Genomic DNA, 16,648 nt, shown 5'->3' on the forward strand with positions numbered 1-16,648 from the left:
TGGAGGGTAAAAGCATGAGTAAACTGAATTTGAAGGGCAGGGGGCCGGGCGCGCTTCTCAGCCTGGGCTGCGCCGCACTGGGCGTCGTGTGCCTTGCCGCCTACTGCGTCTACGGCGCTGTTTTTGACTATTTCGACACCGGCGTGTGCATCGCTCTGCTCCTCGCCGCCGCCTGCGCCGGGGTATACGCCCTGGCCGAGGGCAAGCCCCTGGGGGCCCTCAACCTGGTCTCCGCAGCCTGCCTCTCCTTCGCGCTGGGCCTCTTCTTCCTCAACAGCTTCCCCGTCTGGGCGGACAACCTCAACGGCATCACCATGTACGCCTCCCGGGGCGGGCTGGCCCCCGTCGTCGCCATCGCGGCGGTCATGCTGGCGTGCATCCTTGCGGAGATTGTCTCCTGCTTCCTGTCCAGGGGAAAGGGGGATGCGAAATGAGACGTTCCTCCATCCTGAAACGGGCCGTGGCGGGCCTCATGGCCGCCGCCCTGTGCCTCTCCTGCTCCGCCTGCGGCAGCTCCGCGGGCAAGTACGCCAAGAGCTACCTGGGCAGCGTCGGCCAGGTGCTCAGCGCGGTCGCCTCTAAGAGCGGCGGACCCGCCGCCAGCGCCGCCCCCAGCGCCTCCGCCGGCGCGGTAAAGCTGGATACGCCCACCCGCTTTACCGTGGACGGGAGCGGCAGCTTCTCCTTCCAGGGCGTGGACGGCGCCAGCTTCTACCTCATCTACTTCTGCGACACCGCCGCCACCGGAGACGGGGACGACTACCTCTACGCCAGCAGCCCCATCTATGAGGACGGCTCCGGCAGCTACACCGGTCAATTCTCCGACCTCTTCCAGGCCGCCTACGGCGAGTATCTGGTCAAGGTCTTCGCCTTCCCGGATCTGACCGACGCGTCCTTGGAGATGTCCGGCGCTGCCACCGCCTCCTATACCTACACCGGCGCCCAGAGCGACCCGGTCATCGACTACTTCTGGGACACCAACGGCGGCGCCTTTGAGGCCGTCCTCACCAACGTGGCGGACTACACCTACCAGGCCTACCCCGACGCGGTGGAGCTGACCTTCACTAACACCGGGGACCCCGCCGACGTGGTCGCCGCCACCCTGGAGGGCGTCAGCGAGTCCAACACCGCCCTCACCGTTGACGGCCTCACCAGGGGCGGCACCTACCGCATCACCGCCGTCTCCCGGAGCGGCAGCCCCTACGTCACCAACGCCGAGTCCGCCGCCGTGACGGTGTCCGAGGGCGTGACCCTGGGCGACGTCAACGTTCTCTCCGAAAACTACACCTGGAGCGACGGCTGGGCCTCCTTCCCCCGCCTGACGCCCGCCTTCGACCTGAACGGCGGCAGCGCGGGCACTCTCTCGGGCCGCCAGGGGGCCATGACCGCCGAGGCGGAGGCCGTGCCCGCGGCGGCCAATGCCGGGTGCGACTACTCCTATACCATCCGCATCGACTTCGGCGGCTTCGCCATGGACGGCGCCCTGGACCTGAAGAGCGACGGCACCCTGGAGTTCACCGAGAGCGGCGCGGGCCCCATCGCAGCCGGCGCCATCACCGGAAGCTGGGTGGACAACGGCGACGGCACCGCCACCCTCAGCTACGCGCCCGCCGATATCAAATCCTGAACGGGCGCCTCCCCCGCAACTATCGGCACGGAAGCCCGGCGAACCAATTGGTTCGCCGGGCTTCCGTCTCTGCTGAAACTTTATTTCATCCGCCGGGGCGCGGCCAGCGGCCACTGCCGCAGCGCCGCCCCTGAGATGGCGGCGCCGGACCCGGCTTTTGAGAAGCTGCGCGGAGAGGCCCCCGGATACCCCATGCCCACCTGGAGCGCCCTGCGCGGCGAAATGCCGGATTGGGCGTCCGTTACCGCGCAATACGGGGGATAGGCGGTCCCCAGGCGGCATCTGCCCCAGCGGCGCCGAAAGAATGCGGGCGCGGCTTCCTGAACGGGGGCCGCGCCCGCGTTTCACCGGCCTTCTGCGCACGCGCAGCAGCGCTTTGCCTGCTCCGCCAGCATCTCGATAAACACCTTGAGGTACTGGGGCTGAAAGGCCTTCTTGTGGTAGAAGGCGATCATCCAGTAGTCCGGAAACTCCCCGTTCACCGGGTAGATGTTCAGCTGGTTGTCGGCTGGCTGGAGCTTGTTCTGTCGGATCACGTACTGGAGCAGCAGCTCGGAAAACAGGGACGCCCCCAGATCCGCGCCGCAGAGCTGGCTGCGGATGTCCGAGCTGTCCGACTGGAAAACGACGTTCAGCTTCAGCCCCTGCTGGTCAAGCATATCGGTCAGCAGGTCGAAAAAGCGCTCCTGCGGCGTGTTGAGGATGAAGGGACAGGCCGCAAAGTCGGCCAGGTCCACGCCGGAGCGGAACCGTTCCTTGCAGGCGGGGTAGCCGCCGGGAAAGAGCTGCTCCAGAAGATGGTCCGATACCGCCAGAAAGACCCTCTCCCGGCTGAGGGGCTTAACCTCAATCTCAGGCGAGTTGATGGCGCCGGTGCCCACCGCCAGGTCCAGATAGCCGCACAGCAGGCGGTTTTCCAAGTTGTCGGTGACGTTGTTCTGGACGATGATCTCAATGTTGGGATAGAGCTTTCTGTACTGCGTCAGCACCGGCGGAAGGAGAATGCTGGAGCGGGACCAGGTGATGCCGAGGTTGATTTTTCCGCCAAAATTGAAATTCTCCTCGCTGAGCTGGCTGCGCAGGTTGTCCTCCAGGCGCTTTATCTGCCGCAGGGTCTGCGCAAGCAGCTCCCCGGCGGGGGTGAGGGACAGCTTCGGACGGCGGTTGAAGAGGCGGGTGCTGTACGCTTCCTCCAGCCGCTTGATGTGGTTGCTCATGCACTGCTGGGAGATAAACGCCTTTTGGGCCGCCCTGGTGATGTTGAGTTCCTCCGCGACCATGAGAAAGTACAGTTGATTTTCCTGCATAACCCACCTCCGCCTCTATGTTACTACACCGGGGCAGCCCTGCAAAGGGCTCCTCTTACCGTATGCCGTCCCCCACGATGTCGTCCTTGCTCAGGCCCCCCAGCCGGGAGAGGGGCCGCCCGCCGCACCCGAAGGCGGCGACGACCACGATTTCGTCCCCGGCGGGTGCGTCGGGGATCTGCACCGTCATGGCGTCGAAGTGAGAGCGCACCAGATTGGCCTCCCGGTGGACCAGCGGCACGGTGAGCACCGCCCCCGGCCCGCCCCGGGTGATGGTGGAGGGGATGATGGTCTTGCAGGGATAGCCCAGCGTGGTCCGGATCGCGTTGCCGAAGCGCACATGGTTCATGGCCGCGCCGTGCTCCAGCTCGCAGTCCGCCCCCACGACGGCCCCTTTCCCGAAGGACTCTATCTGCTCCCGGCCGAATTCCTCCACGGCGATGCCGGTCAGTCTGCACCCCAGCTCATGGCCGAAGTCGATATACGCCTGCACATCCTCCACGTACGTTCCGGGATGGGGGTCCCTGACCACGGCCATCACCGCGATTTTCCCCACCTGCCGCTGCAGATGCACGCCGCCCTCCATGAAGCTCCGCTCCCGGATGGTGACTATTTTTCTGATATCCATAATCGGAACATCCTCCTCGCCGTCTTTTTTTACGGAAGCCCTGCCTCGTAAGATTAGCACATCTCCTTCCGGATGTGAAACAGAGAGTCGGAGCCGCATCCACAACACAGAGGTTGTGATTTTGTTCCGGTCTCCGTTTCATCGGCCGTGTCCGGCATCCATATGGGCAACGCCTGGACGCGTCCCCCATCTCAGGCCCGCTCTCCGCACCCCGGACAACAATTATGTTGTACGCATGGCGCCATATAGCTGTTTTACACCAAAATCATTCTGTTTTATGATATCTCCGTCAACAGGTCGCACAAATCTGCAGGCTCGTGGGAAGCCCTGTCCTATGAGTAAAGGAGATGCACGGAATGGAGACTGTTGGTTTCATCGGAATCGGCACAATGGGAATACGGATGGCGGCGCGGCTCCTGCAGGCGGGCTATCCCCTGCGCGCCTACGACGTTCTGCCCGAGGCGCTGAGCAACGTGGAGGCCCTGGGCGCGGTGGCCTGCTACAGCCCCAGAGAGGCCGCCCAGGGCAGCGACGTCATGATCACCATCGTACCCAACTCAAACGATGTGGAGGACGCGGTGCTGGGCACGGGCGGCATCATCGAGGGGACCCACCCGGGCCAGATCTACATCGACATGAGCAGCGCCTCCCCCTCCAGCACCCGGAAGATCGCCTCGGCGCTGGAAGAGCGGGGCGTCCATATGCTGGACGCCCCCGTCAGCGGCGGGCCGATTGGCGCGGAGAAAGGGACCCTCAGCATCCTGGTCGGCGGCGAAGAGGACGTCCTTGCACAGGTCCTCCCTCTCCTCCGGACGCTGGGGGACAGAGACAAGATCATCCACGCCGGCGGGCACGGCGCCGGCCACACGGCGAAGGCGGTCAACAATCTGCTCTTCGGCGCCACCATGATCGCCACCTGCCAGGCCCTGGAGCTGGGCGTCAAGGCCGGCATCCCGGCGGATGTCATGGTCAGGGTCATCACAAGCAGCTCCGGGTCCAGCTACTCCATCCGCAAGCTGGCCGACTACGCCCTCGCCGGCAGGGTGGAGCCCGGCTTTACCATCAAGCTGCTGGCCAAGGATATGGGGATCGCCTCCGCTCTGGCCGAGGAGGAGCAGGTGGATGTGGACGTCTGCGAGAGAAGCCGGGCATACTTCCTGGCGGCCATGGACAGGGGCTGGGGCGGCTTCGATAATACCAAAATTCTCTCCCTCTTCGAGGAGTCCGGCGGCGCACAGGTGCGGCTTTGACGTTTAAGGGCATTCTGCACGGCTTCCCCCTGTGCCCCGCCAATTCCGGGTACAGCGCTTTCCCTCCCCCTCTCCGGCCCGGAGGCGGTGTAAGCGGCCGCCTCCGGGCCCATCACTCAAGGCGGTAACGGGATATGACGGAGCATTTTTGGATGATGGCAGGCATACAGGCGGCGCAGCTTTTTTGCCTTGCCGCTGGATTTGTGCTGCGGAAAATGGGAATTGTCACCGACCCGCTCCGCGACGGGCTCTCCGTCCTGATGCTGGACCTCTTCCTCCCCTGCATGACCCTGAGCTCGTTCCCCCAGGAGCTGCGCAGCGGCCAGGCGGCGTCGGTGCTGCTCACCGTCGGCGTCTCGGCGGCGCTGTGCGTCCTCTGCCTGGGGCTGGGCAGGCTGCTCTACGGGCGTAAGCCGCCGGCCCGCGGAAAGATTCTGCGGTACGGGACCATGATCCCCAACGCGGGCTTTGCCGGGCTCTCCGTCATGCAGGACGCCTACGGCGCCATGGGCGTGTTCTACGCGTCCATGTTCGTCATCCCCATCCGCGTCTTCCTCTGGAGCTTCGGCGTCGCCCTGTTTACCGGCGTCAGGGGAGCCGGCCGCCTGCGCAACATGCTGCTCAACCCCTGCATCGCGGCGGTGTACATCGGCGCCGTCCGGATGGTGTTCCGCCTTCCTGTGCCCGGCTTTGTGGACAGCGCCGTCAGTTCCATCGGGAACTGCTGCACCAGTGTGTCCATGCTCTTTATCGGCGCCGTCCTGGCGGACGCGGACCTGTCCGGCCTCTTCAGCCGGGACATCCTCGGCTTCGCCCTCGTGCGGCTGGCCGTCGTCCCCGGCATCACCTTCCTGGCCCTGCACTGGCTGCCCCTGGACGGCGCGGTCAAAGCCGCATCCGTCATTCTGATGGGAATGCCCATCGCCACCACCGCCACGGTGCTGGCCTCACAGTACGGGGCCGACGCCGGATTTGCCTCCCAGTGCATGTTCGTGACCACCCTGCTGAGCATGGTGACCATCCCCCTCTGGGCCGCGCTGCTGTGACGGCTCTCAAAATTCGGCAAAAATATTGTTTGACATTTCCCGTTCATCTGTGTATACTAATCAAGTATTCTAAATGTACTGATTGATTGCTACAGGTGTAAGTCAATTTCCATTTTGACTTCGCCTGTGGCTTTTCTTTTGCACTGGAATAACAATTTTTAGGAGGTACTATTATGAACGGTACTGTCAAATGGTTTAACGAGGAAAAGGGCTTCGGCTTCATCTCCAACGAGGACGGCAGCGGCGACGTGTTCGTCCACTTCTCCGCTATCCAGAGCGACGGCTTCAAGACCCTGGCCGAGGGCCAGAAGGTCTCCTACGAGACCGAGCCCGATCCCAAGGACAGCCGCAAGATGCGCGCTGTCAACGTCCGCGGCGTCTAATCAAGACGGCAGATCCCGCCCACCGGAGTGTTCCGGCGGGCGGGACTTTTTTTGCCTGTTTGGGTCCCCGCTCTGCGTGTTTAACGCTCCTTCTGCCAATATTTTTACATTGAATCCCACGTCATCCAGTGTTACCCTGTTTTCAGGAGGTGCTAAACATGAAAAAACTTGTCCACAAATTTGCCGCCGCCGCCCTGACCGTCTCCCTTCTGTCCACCGGGGCGTCCGCGCTGTCCCACACCGTGGTCCCCGGGGACACGATGTGGAAGCTGGCCGTCAAGTATCAGGTCGGCACCAGCGAGATCATCCGTGCCAACTCCCAGATCTCCAATCCCGACCTCATCTACCCCGGCCAGGTGCTGAACATCCCCAGCGTGGATTCTTCCGTCACCGCCTACGAAAACGAGGTCGTCCGACTGGTCAACGAAATCCGCCGCCAGAACGGGCTCTCCGCCCTTACCGCCAACTGGGAGCTCTCCCGCATCGCCCGCTATAAGTCCCAGGATATGGCGGACAACCGCTACTTCTCCCACACCAGCCCTACTTACGGCACGCCCTTCCAGATGATCAAGGCCTTCGGCCTGAGCTACCGCACCGCCGGGGAAAACATCGCCTACGGCCAGCGGACGCCCCAGCAGGTGGTCGACGGCTGGATGAACTCCAGCGGCCACCGGGCCAATATCCTCAACGCCGCCTATACCCAGATCGGTGTGGGGTATGTGGCCGCCGGGCACTACTGGACCCAGATGTTCATCGGCTGAGCGGGCACATACGCCCCTACCCCGTTTGACAGGAGCGCGCCATTTCATTATACTGGATGGCAGCGTACTTAAAGGAGTGTCAAACATGGAATGGGACATCATGGTCGCCCTGTCCGAGACCAGCCGCCAGCCGGCCTTCACCATTGAGGAGCTGACGCAGATCTATGAGGCCTCCGGCCGCAGCACGGATGAGGCCGTGCTCCAGGCCAAGGCCAGGGAGCTCTTTCCGGACTCCCAGGCCCCCCTCTACCTCCGCCCCGGCGGAAGCCGTGCCTTCGACGTGGGCGACGGAGTTTTTGAGCGGCCCGCCTACACCCTCAGCAGCCACCTGTGCCGCTGCATTGGAATTATGAAAAACGGCGGCCTGCGGGAATATTGAGACAGACGGACGGGGCTGTCAAAAAAACCTCCGGGACTTCTTTGATAAGCTGGGGCGGACGGGGCGCGGACCATTTTGGTCCGCGCCCCGTCCGTCTGTCTTTGCACCTTGGAAAACCGCCTCAGCGGAGGGCCGCCTCAATGAAGCGGGTCAGAATCACGGCAATCTCAGCCCGGGTCGCCTGGCCCTTGGGGTCCATGCGTCCGCCGGGCCTGCCAGTGAGAAGCCCAGCCCGCAGGCAGAACTCCACCGAGCCGGCCGCCCAGCCGCTGACCGCGCCGCTGTCGGAGAAGGTCTCCGCCGCGTCAGTCTGCTCCAGCGTGAGACCGGCATGGCCGGCATAGCGGGCCAGGATGGTGCACAGCTGTTCTCTGGTGAGCGCCCCGTCGGGGTTTAAATCCCCGCCGCTGCCCTGGAGAATGCCGTTTTCCACCGCCCAGGAGAGGGCGCCGCCATACCAGGGCTGTCCCGCCCCGCCGGAGGCCTCCCGGCCGTCCATCCGCGCCAGGACCACCGCCAGCATGGCCCGGGTCATGGGCTCGCCGGGGACGAAGGCGCCGCCGGGCGCGCCGCCGAAGAGGCCCCGGACCGCCGCAAAGCCGACGGCGTCCGCCGCCCAGCTCCCCTCGGGAACGTCGGGGAAGGAGGCGCTGCGCTGTCCGAGCGCCACCGTAGCGCCGCCCGGGATAAGCGCGGTGGCCGTTCCCTGCTCCACTCGGGAGAGGGCCAGAGGCCGGGTGCTCCCGTCGTCCAGCACCAACAAAACCACATTTCCCTCCGCGGGAGCTTCCCAGGTCGCCCTGACCAGGGTGTTCAGCCCGGTGGAGACCGACAGGCCGCCATTCTCCGTCAGGGCCGCGGTCATCACCAGTCCGCCCTCGTGTCCTGCCAGGCCGCCTGCGGGAATGGTGACTTCTGCAGCGGGGAGCTCCACCGTCAGGCCGTACCCCGCCAGCTTGGCGGCGCCGCCCGCAGGAATGGAGACCCTAAACCGGTCCGCCGTCCCCCGGACCTTGGGCCGGATGACCACCTCCGTGCCGCCGCTCTTCTCCGCCGCGGCGGTCAGCCGGCTCACGTCCGCCGTGGTGAGGCTGACCCTGGCCTGCCCGCCGCTCACGGCCGCGTTGGGCGTCATCACCGCCGCCACGCTCCCGTCCGGGGCGGTCTCGATCTTCACCGGGGGCCGGGCGGGCGCGGTATAGTAGGTGCTCACGGTAATCGTACATTGGGCGGATTTGCCGCCCACGGCGGCGGTGATCACCACCGTACCGTCGGCCACCGCCGTCACAAGGCCGAAATCGTCCACCGTGGCGACCGCCTCGTCGCCGGAGGTCCAGCTGACCTCCGCGCCCTCCAGCCCGGCGGGGAGGACCTCGGCGGTGAGCCGGAGGGTGTTCTCCCCGTTGGTGTAGAGCGTCGCCTCCGTGCAGTCCAGCGTGACCGACTCCACGCGGCCCGTCACTTCCAGCCAGCCCACCGTGGCGTTCAGCGGCAGGCGCATGGGGGAATTGTCCTTGACGATGCCGGTCACGTCGGGCAGCAGACCCGCCATGTAGCGCACCCTGGTCCCGCCCTCGGCGGGCCGCGCCAGGGTCAGGGTGATGGTGTGCGCATCCTTCCGCACGGCGGAGGTAATCTCCAGGCTGCCGACGCCATCGGCGGCTTCAAAACCGGTGATGCCTGCCGCGGGGGTGAAGTCGCTGCCGCCGGTGTGGGCGAGGGTCACATCCAGCTTTGTCCCCGCCGCGTCGGCGAAGCGGACTGCCGCGATGCCGGGTCCCGTGTAGTAGTCCGCCCTGTCCGGCGCGGCGTCGTAGTACCACCGGATGGCGTTGGCCACCCGCCGGCCGATGACGCTCTGGCTGGCTGTGGTGTAGTGGAGGTTGTCGCTGTTGCGGTCCAGGTCCATCTCCACGGCGGCCAGAATCACGCCCTGCTCCGGGTCGTTGAAGCGCATCTGGGCGGCGCGGATGCCGTCCATGACCGCCCCCTTCTCATCGCTCCAGCTGCCGGGCCTTGCGGGCCCGAGCTGGCAGTAGAAAAAGGGCACGTCCCGGCCCAAATCCCTGCGGTAGTTGTCGACCAGGGTCTTCAGCGCTGCGAGATACGCCTCCTCGCCGGTATTCCCGGACACGTCGTGCTCGCCCTGGTTCATGACAATGAGTTCTACGCCGCCCGCCGCCCGGGCGCGGTAGAGGGAGTTTCCGTAGAGATTGGTACGGTCGGCGGGATTGTCCTCGCTGCGATCCAGCCAGCGGGGGTAGTCGGCGCAGTCGCACACCAGTCCCGCGCCGCCCCTGGCCGCCGGAATGATGCCCACGGGCAGGCCGTAGGCCTCGATGAGGGCGTTGACCAGGGCGGGAACCATGGAGTTGCCCACCGTGCCGTCGGAGGAGATGGGGGTGGTGTCGCCCTTGTCGTAGGGGTCCTCCAGGTGGGTCCAGTGCTCGTTCATAAAGTTGGAGGCCAGATCGTGGGCGGCCTCGGGCGCGCCCTGGCCGATGCCCACCATATTGGACTGGCCGATGCACAGGATGTTGATGCCCACGCCCCAGCGGCCGCTCTCCGCCCGGGCAATCCGCTCTCCCCCGGCGTCAAGGGCCTCAAGCTCGGTCTTGTACCAGCCGCCCTGGGGAACCGTGAAGTCGGCGGAAAAGCCGCCGTCCGTGACGGGCGTCTCCGTCCAGGCGTGAATCACGTTGTCTCCGCCGTCCCAGGATACCACCCGCCAGCGCAGTCTGGCCGCGCCCTCCGCCGTGCCGGTGAGGGCCACGGCGCCGGTGCCGGTCTCTGCGTCCCGCTGGTAGACCTGCCGGTCCGCCATGGAGGTGAGCGCGATATACGCGCCGCCGCGGGTGGACCAGATGATGTCGTCCGTCCTGACCGGGACGCCATAGCTGCGCACGCCCACAGCGCCGCTCTCCTGCAGCGCCGCGGCCTGAATCGCGGCCCGGTCAAAGAGGAGCTTGTTGTCCACCCAGACGCTCAGCACGCTCCCTCTCACCTCGGCCTTCATACAGGTGATGCGGCCGGCGGTGAGGGTGTAGGGCACGGTATTGCTCCGCGCCGCCTTGCCGTTTACCATCTCCAGCAGCTCAAGGCCGTTTTTGGTAAAACGGATGTGGATGTAATTCCCGCCGTCCCGGGCCCGGAGCACCAGCCCCGCGCCGCCGGACCCGGTGAGGGCGTCCATCGTGAAGTGGGCGGTGAGCACGCCGTCCCGGAAGCCCTCCGTCCCTTTTGCCAGCGCCAGCGCGGAGGAACCTCCGTCCGCCGGGGTGAGGGTCATCTGCCCGCCCTCCACTTTGGCCGTCCCGCCGGTCACGGTCAGCCTGTCAAGCTGCTCGGCCCCGTTCAGGTTGAGGGTGAGTCTGGGCATATACAGCCCGGACACGTCGGGTGCGGCAGGCGTCTTCCCCTTCTCCTGGCTGAAGAGCCAGTCGAGGTACAGCTCCGGCTGCTCAAAGAGCCTCCGCTGGACGTAGTGGTCGTCCCCCTCGTACTCCAGGTAGGTCACGCTGGTGCTGCCCGCCGCCTTCAGGGCCGCCGTCATCTCGCGGGAGCCGCTGACGGGAACGGTGGGGTCCGCCGCGCCGTGGAGAACCAGCAGCGGCATATCCTTGACGGCCTCCGCCCGCGCCGGGCTGCCCGCGCCGCACATGGGCACCGCCGCGGCAAAGGTCTCAGAGTGGCGGGTGATAAGGTCCCAGGCGCCGTAGCCGCCGAAGGACTGCCCCATGAGGTACACCCGGTCCGGGTCCACCTTGTAGGCCTGCTTCAGCTCGCCGATGAGTCCCATCAGGAGCTTGGCGCTGTTGGACTCGGGCACGCTGTCCTCATAGCTGCCGAGGGCCCAGTCCACATTCACCCACTTGTCGCTGGTGGGAAGCTGGGGCACGGCGATGATGCAGGGGTGGTCCGGGTCGTCGATCAGGGGGGTAATGAGGGGCGAGAGGTTGGCGAGCTGCTTGACGTTGTCGGTCCCGCGGCTGCCCGCGCCGTTGAGATAGATGAGCAGCGGCAGCTCCGCCTCCTGGCCGTGCTCGTAGCCCGCGGGCACATAGAGGCGGTAATTGAGGCCGGCCGCCTGGATGGAGGCATCCGTATAGACCTTTTTATACATCTCGTCCATCGCGTGGATTTTCGGCGTCGTCTGACCGGGCTTTACCTCCGGGTCAGGGCCGGGGTCCGTCCCGCCGTCCAGCGACAGTGTCACGCTCACCGGCACAACGGGGCCGCCGTCGGAAGAGACGAACGTAAAGGTATGCTCTCCCGCTCCCAGCTCCACGCCGCCCAGGGGGATATCGTGGTAGGTGCCGTTCTTGTCCGCCTGGTCAAAGTCGATCTCCGTACCCACGGTCTTTCCGTCTATGCGGAAGCTCCAGGTACCGTAGGCATAGTTGCCCCCATAGTACTTGCTGAAAAGGGTGACGCTGTAGGTCCCGGCGGCCAGTTCTCCCAGCTGGAAGGCGACCGTGTTGCCCGCCTGATTGCCGGTGAGCTTCAGGCGGTCGGTACCGTAGGAGGATGTCAAATCGTCCTTCGTATTCGCCGCAATTGCCATGGTGACGCCGTCGGCAGTATACCGGCCCTCCCGGTAGAGGGTCAGCAGATCGAAGGATCGCTCCGCCGTCACGGTCACCTCCGCGGCGCCTGTGACAGTCCTTCCCTCCACCACGGCTGCGGCGGTGACGGTGGCCTTCCCCGCGGCCAGGCCTGTGAGGGTGCCGTCCGGGTCCACCCGGAGGATACCGCCGTCCCCGGTGGAGAACACAGCTTCGGGCAGGGAGCCGGTCTTCACAGTCCCGTCGGAGTATACCACCCCGGTGACCTCAATTTTACCCTGTGAGCCGAACGCCGAGAGTTCGCTTGGCGCACTGACGCGCAGGCTCTGGGGCGCGGCCGCGGCCACGGTGACGGTACACTCCGCTTTGATCGCGGGGTCGGAGACCGACGCGGCGGTAATTACCGTCTGTCCCGCCCCGACCGCTCTGACCAGCCCGTCGGCGGTGACGCTGGCCACGCCGGAATCCAGGGACGTAAAGCTCACACGCTTGTCAGTGGCGTCCGCCGGCAGAACGGCGGCGCTCAGTCGGACCGTCTCGCCCGCGGCGAGCGTCAGCGCGTGCCCGCTCAGCGTAATCTCTGCGGCGGGAACGCCCACATAATCGCTGACGGTCACATCGGCGCTCTGGAGGAAAATGCCGCTGCCGTAGGAGACGGTCACATAGGGCGCGTTGGGCAGGACATAGGTCCCCTCAAAAACGGCGCTGTCCGTACCGCGCTCCGCCACCTCGACCTTGGCGCGCTCCCCGGTGAGGGGATTGGTGACAAAGACATAGCCGGTCTCCCGCACCGCCGTATCCAGGTTGAGGGGCGCGTTCAGCGTGAGCGTCACCGCCTCCCCCTGTTTTCCGGAGACGGGGGCGGCCAGGCTCACGGCGTCGGCCGCCGCATAGGCCAGTGAGGCGTTCCAGGCGGTGTTGTAGGCCACCCAGCCCTCGGTATAGCCGGTGTTGTAATTCTCAGGGGCGTAGGGGTAACAGAGCTCGGGGGCGTTGGCGTCGATGACCGCGGTGCGGCGCTCCAGCACGCCTGCACCGCCGGCAAACTGCTTGTACCAGCCGAGGTCCGCCCCCTCAAAGTCACGGGTGAAGTCGTAGAAGGCGGCCCGTCCGGTGGGGTTTCGTCCATACAGATCGTCGATGGCCGCCACGCCCAGCTCCTTCAGCCGTCCGGCAGCGGCCCCGTCCTCCAGGACACGGGCCGCCGCGTAGGTGACGGCCTGGAGGCCCGCCTGGTTGCCGGGCTCATTTTTGGGCGCGCCGCCGGCCAGGTAGCCGGCCTGGTCGTCCGCATTGGCATAGGCCGCGCCGGTCCAGTAGTCCTTCGTAAGCGCCTGGCTCTGGAGCTTTGGATTGTGGAAATAGTAGACGCCGTCCCCCGCCTCCAGGCTGACCGCCATGCGGATGTCCCACATATTGTCCGACCGGGCGATGGTCTTCTCCGCCCAGCTCTCCAGGGCGGCTTTCAAACCGCCGGGCGCCCGGTCGGGGTACATCTCAAGGAACCAGGCCAGGGCGGGGACGGTGACGTACTCGCTCATGCGCTGGCCCTTGTTGTAGAAGGGGTCGTTGATGTCAATATCGTGGATGGTGTACTCACAGTTGGCATAGGCCGCGTCGAAGAACCGCTGGGCCACGTCGTCCCCAAGGCCGTCCCGTTTCGCCACCTCGTACATCAAAAGGTTGGGCACGATGGAGTGGCCGGGGGGCTGGGAGCCTTTGAGTCCGCCAAAGACGGTCTGGACGCTGTAGAGGTTATGGTCTGTACCGGAGACCGCATACCACTGGCTGTTGCCGCTGACCTTGGAATTGCCCCAGACCGAGATGGTATAATCCCGAATGGCCCTGTAGGTCTCTTCCGGCACATATTCGCTGATCTCGGGGTAGAGGTACAGGTAGTAGGCAAGCTGTTCCTTTGTGAGCATATGCAGGTCCCTGCCCTCGTCGTGGCCCCAATCATAGTAGCGCAGGGCCGCAAACTGGATGAGCCAGATAATATCCGGCTCGTCCTGTACGCGCAGGGCCTCGTATTCGCAGGTCGCCGTGTTGGTGATGCCGCCGGTCAGGCTGTCCTGCAGGGCGGGGTTGGCCATGTACTGCAGCACCAGGCCATTGAGTTCAAAGGAGAACTGGTGGCTGTCGCGCCAGGCGATGCTGTTGCTGCCCACGCAGAAGGTGTCGGATCGGACTTCATCCATAAAAGCCAGGGCGTTTTTCACGCTGCGCCGCTGAATGATGTTTTCGCCAATGGTAAAAACATAGGACTCCGCACCGCCGCAGGTGATGTAAAAGTCGGTGTCCGCGTCCGTATCCAGCTGGGTAAAATCAGCGATGTTGTTCTCTACCACACCGGAGAAGGCCACCGATTCCGTCTGCCTGTGAATGACCTGGAACGGGGCGCCGTCCTCTGCATTGGGGACGGTAGCCCGCTTGGACGTGCCTGTATCATAGCCGATTTGGTTCACCAGAACCGCGATCTCCTCAGAACCGCCGCCGGTGGGGGTATATACCGGGTCCGCCTTGGCCGTGGTGGGGGTGAGTTTTACCGCGTCGGCGTAAAGCCTGCCCTGAGAGGCCGCATCAACGGTGAAAGCCGTTCCGCCGGTGGCGGTCACCACGCCAAGACGCTGCCATCCCGCCGCCGTGCCGGCTGAGAGCGTAAATTTCCACATGCCGTCCAGTGTCTGAATGATAAAGTCCGCCGCATCCCCGTCGGCGGCGGGGACATACCAGTCCACGCTGTAATTCTGCTGTCCGGACTTGGGCGGATAGGCGGAAAAGGCGGCTGCGCCTCCGCCGCCGGCGGTTCGGGCGTCGCTGGAGTCCTGACCCGCGCCGGGCAGCGAGGACCACTCCCCCGTCTTTTCGCGGTAGTGGTCTGTCTGCTCGTTGTTGTAGATGGTCTCCGTCTCCTCGGGGAACCGGAACGCCTGCGCATACTCGCCCTCCGCAGGCGGCTCCACCACGCCGCTGTACACAGCGAGGTTATCGAAAAGGGCCTCTGCATTGTAGAGGCGGAAGCCTACGTTTCCCCCGGCGGCAGAACCGGCGTATTCAGCCACCTGCCGCCCGTCCAGATAGCAGATAATTTTTGCATCGTCCACCGTCACCCTCAGGCGCCGCGCCTCGCCGTCGGTGATGGCAACCGGGGTGCTCGCCAGCTTGTTTCCGGCGCCCGACGTCCACTGGAACAGCTGCGCCGACATCCCCGTGCCGTTGTCCAGACGGAAATGATAGAATTCCTTGCTGTCCTCGTGCCGGAACGTCAGGCCCGCGCTGTAGCCGCTGCCGGTAATCCCCCCCATCAGCGCCATATCCACCACAAGGGTGTAGGACGTCGGCAGAGTGCCGGCGCTGGTGAGCTGGACCAGCGAATCGTTGTTTCCGGTACAGGCGCCTCCAAGCGCCCTGCCCTCCTTCAGCTCGACCAGGCCCCAGACCGCGCTCCCCTCCAGCTCCTTCGGCAGCGTGTCGAACCCGGTCTGATAGATTGGGCCGCCCGGGACTGCCTCCGGCTCACGTACATAGTCCCAGACGGTCACGTTATCAAACTGCATCGCGCCGTTGTAGACCCGCAAGCCCAGCCCCTTCCCGGAGGTGCCGATGGCAATGTTCTCGGCTAAAAGCTCGCCGTCCACATAAAAGCGGGCTTTCCCCCCCTCATTCACGAGGCACAGGTTGTGACTTGTCCCCGCACCGGTTTGGAACGGATAGTCCTTCTGGAACAGGACGTGTTGATTGGGGTCGGGCCACTTCATGAGCTGAATGTTGCTGACGGAATCGCTCTTGTTAAAACGGAAATGATAGAAATCGTTGTCCGTATTGTACTCAAAGACAATTCCGCCGGACCAGCCGTCCCTGCCCGCGTTTTGAAGCATGGTAAAATCATAGCTGATGGTATAGGTCTCCGGCAGATGAAACGCTTCGGAGGTCCTGTTCAGAAGCCCCGCCGCCGCCATCTTCGTGCCCTGAAGCACCTTGGAGGAGCCGTTTTCCACCACCGACCAGCCATCTGCGAGACCGAATTGACAGGCATCGCCCTCAAAATCCTCGAAGAAGATCGGAGCCTCCGGGTCCACATCGGGCTCTTCCGCCGCCGCCGGCACCAGGCGGAAAAAGTCGAACACCCCGCCCCGGTTCGCGCTCTCCTCAAGTCCGGCGGCGCTCTTCTCCAGCGCCGTGGCCCGCAGCTTGAAAGCCCCCGCCTTCAGCTCCGCGGCGCCGATTTTGTGTTCCCGGTAGGCCGCGTCCGGGCCGGCGAGATAGAGGTCCACGGGATTGCCCACGTCCTCACCGTTGACTGAAAACTGAAAGCCCGTCCGGTCCTTGTTGTCCTTGGTCGTGACATAAATATCGTATGTTCCGTCCGCCGGGACCTCCGCGGTAAATTCCACATACTCGCCCGAGGGCGCGGAATTCTTCTGCACAAAGCAGAATTTTCCGCCGCTGCACTCAGCATCGCCGGTCGTCTTCACGTCCTTGTTTCCCCAACTGCCGACGAATTGGGGCGAAGCGTCCTCCGCTTCAATGACAATCCCGTTCTCCGGTTCTTCCGCCGCGCCCGCCGGAACCATTCCCAGCAGCATCACGGCCGCCAGCAGCAAGGCCAGTCCCTGTTTCAATCGTTTCAAAGCATTTCCCTTCTTTCCCAATAAGCTGTCTTCCGAATGACGCCGGGGTGCCGGGGCCCCGCGCCCCGGCA

The 16,648-nt window shown here is 64.9% G+C and carries 10 protein-coding genes; 7 read left to right on the forward strand and 3 right to left on the reverse strand.

Going from position 1 to position 16,648, the window contains the following annotated elements; all coding sequences use genetic code 11:
- Positions 1 to 14: 14 nt before the first annotated feature.
- Together H8S62_RS05045 and H8S62_RS05050 are read left to right on the forward strand one after the other, a co-directional pair.
- Positions 15 to 434 carry a hypothetical protein gene (locus H8S62_RS05045; protein WP_186918691.1) on the forward strand — a complete coding sequence of 140 codons (420 nt, stop codon included), beginning with the start codon at positions 15 to 17 and terminating at the stop codon, positions 432 to 434.
- Positions 431 to 1,627, forward strand: a complete 1,197-nt coding sequence (locus H8S62_RS05050) for a hypothetical protein (protein ID WP_186918692.1) — start codon at positions 431 to 433, stop codon at positions 1,625 to 1,627. Before H8S62_RS05045 ends, H8S62_RS05050 begins: the two co-directional genes overlap by 4 nt.
- A gap of 344 nt (positions 1,628 to 1,971) precedes the next feature.
- Here the strand turns inward: H8S62_RS05050 and H8S62_RS05055 are convergent, their stop codons facing one another.
- Entirely contained in the window at positions 1,972 to 2,934 is a 963-nt protein-coding gene (locus H8S62_RS05055; protein ID WP_186918693.1) for a LysR family transcriptional regulator, read from the reverse strand.
- A gap of 55 nt (positions 2,935 to 2,989) precedes the next feature.
- On the reverse strand, positions 2,990 to 3,562 hold the full coding sequence (locus H8S62_RS05060; protein WP_173023490.1) for an amino acid synthesis family protein: 573 nt from the start codon (positions 3,560 to 3,562) through the stop codon (positions 2,990 to 2,992).
- A 356-nt stretch (positions 3,563 to 3,918) separates the two neighbouring features.
- Between H8S62_RS05060 and H8S62_RS05065 the strand changes: the two genes are divergently transcribed.
- The 5 genes from H8S62_RS05065 to H8S62_RS05085 all read left to right on the forward strand — a co-directional run bounded on the left by H8S62_RS05065 (position 3,919) and on the right by H8S62_RS05085 (position 7,381).
- On the forward strand, positions 3,919 to 4,812 hold the full coding sequence (locus H8S62_RS05065; RefSeq protein WP_173023489.1) for an NAD(P)-dependent oxidoreductase: 894 nt from the start codon (positions 3,919 to 3,921) through the stop codon (positions 4,810 to 4,812).
- 134 nt (positions 4,813 to 4,946) lie between these two features.
- Positions 4,947 to 5,858 (forward strand): AEC family transporter, encoded by a 912-nt coding sequence (locus tag H8S62_RS05070; RefSeq protein ID WP_186918694.1) that lies wholly within the window; start codon positions 4,947 to 4,949, stop codon positions 5,856 to 5,858.
- A 173-nt stretch (positions 5,859 to 6,031) separates the two neighbouring features.
- A complete protein-coding gene (locus tag H8S62_RS05075) occupies positions 6,032 to 6,241 on the forward strand; it encodes a cold-shock protein (protein ID WP_155147962.1) in 210 nt (69 codons plus the stop codon).
- Between the two features lie 158 nt (positions 6,242 to 6,399).
- Complete coding sequence (gene safA, locus H8S62_RS05080; RefSeq protein ID WP_155147965.1) at positions 6,400 to 7,002, forward strand: SafA/ExsA family spore coat assembly protein; 603 nt, start codon at positions 6,400 to 6,402, stop codon at positions 7,000 to 7,002.
- 85 nt (positions 7,003 to 7,087) lie between these two features.
- Positions 7,088 to 7,381 carry a hypothetical protein gene (locus H8S62_RS05085; protein ID WP_155147967.1) on the forward strand — a complete coding sequence of 98 codons (294 nt, stop codon included), beginning with the start codon at positions 7,088 to 7,090 and terminating at the stop codon, positions 7,379 to 7,381.
- Between the two features lie 121 nt (positions 7,382 to 7,502).
- On the opposite strand, the gene H8S62_RS05090 is transcribed toward H8S62_RS05085, so the two are convergent.
- Positions 7,503 to 16,577 carry an Ig-like domain-containing protein gene (locus H8S62_RS05090; protein WP_186918695.1) on the reverse strand — a complete coding sequence of 3,025 codons (9,075 nt, stop codon included), beginning with the start codon at positions 16,575 to 16,577 and terminating at the stop codon, positions 7,503 to 7,505.
- Positions 16,578 to 16,648: the final 71 nt, after the last annotated feature.

This window comes from Lawsonibacter faecis, from assembly GCF_014287675.1.
Lineage (GTDB): Bacteria > Bacillota > Clostridia > Oscillospirales > Oscillospiraceae > Pseudoflavonifractor > Pseudoflavonifractor faecis.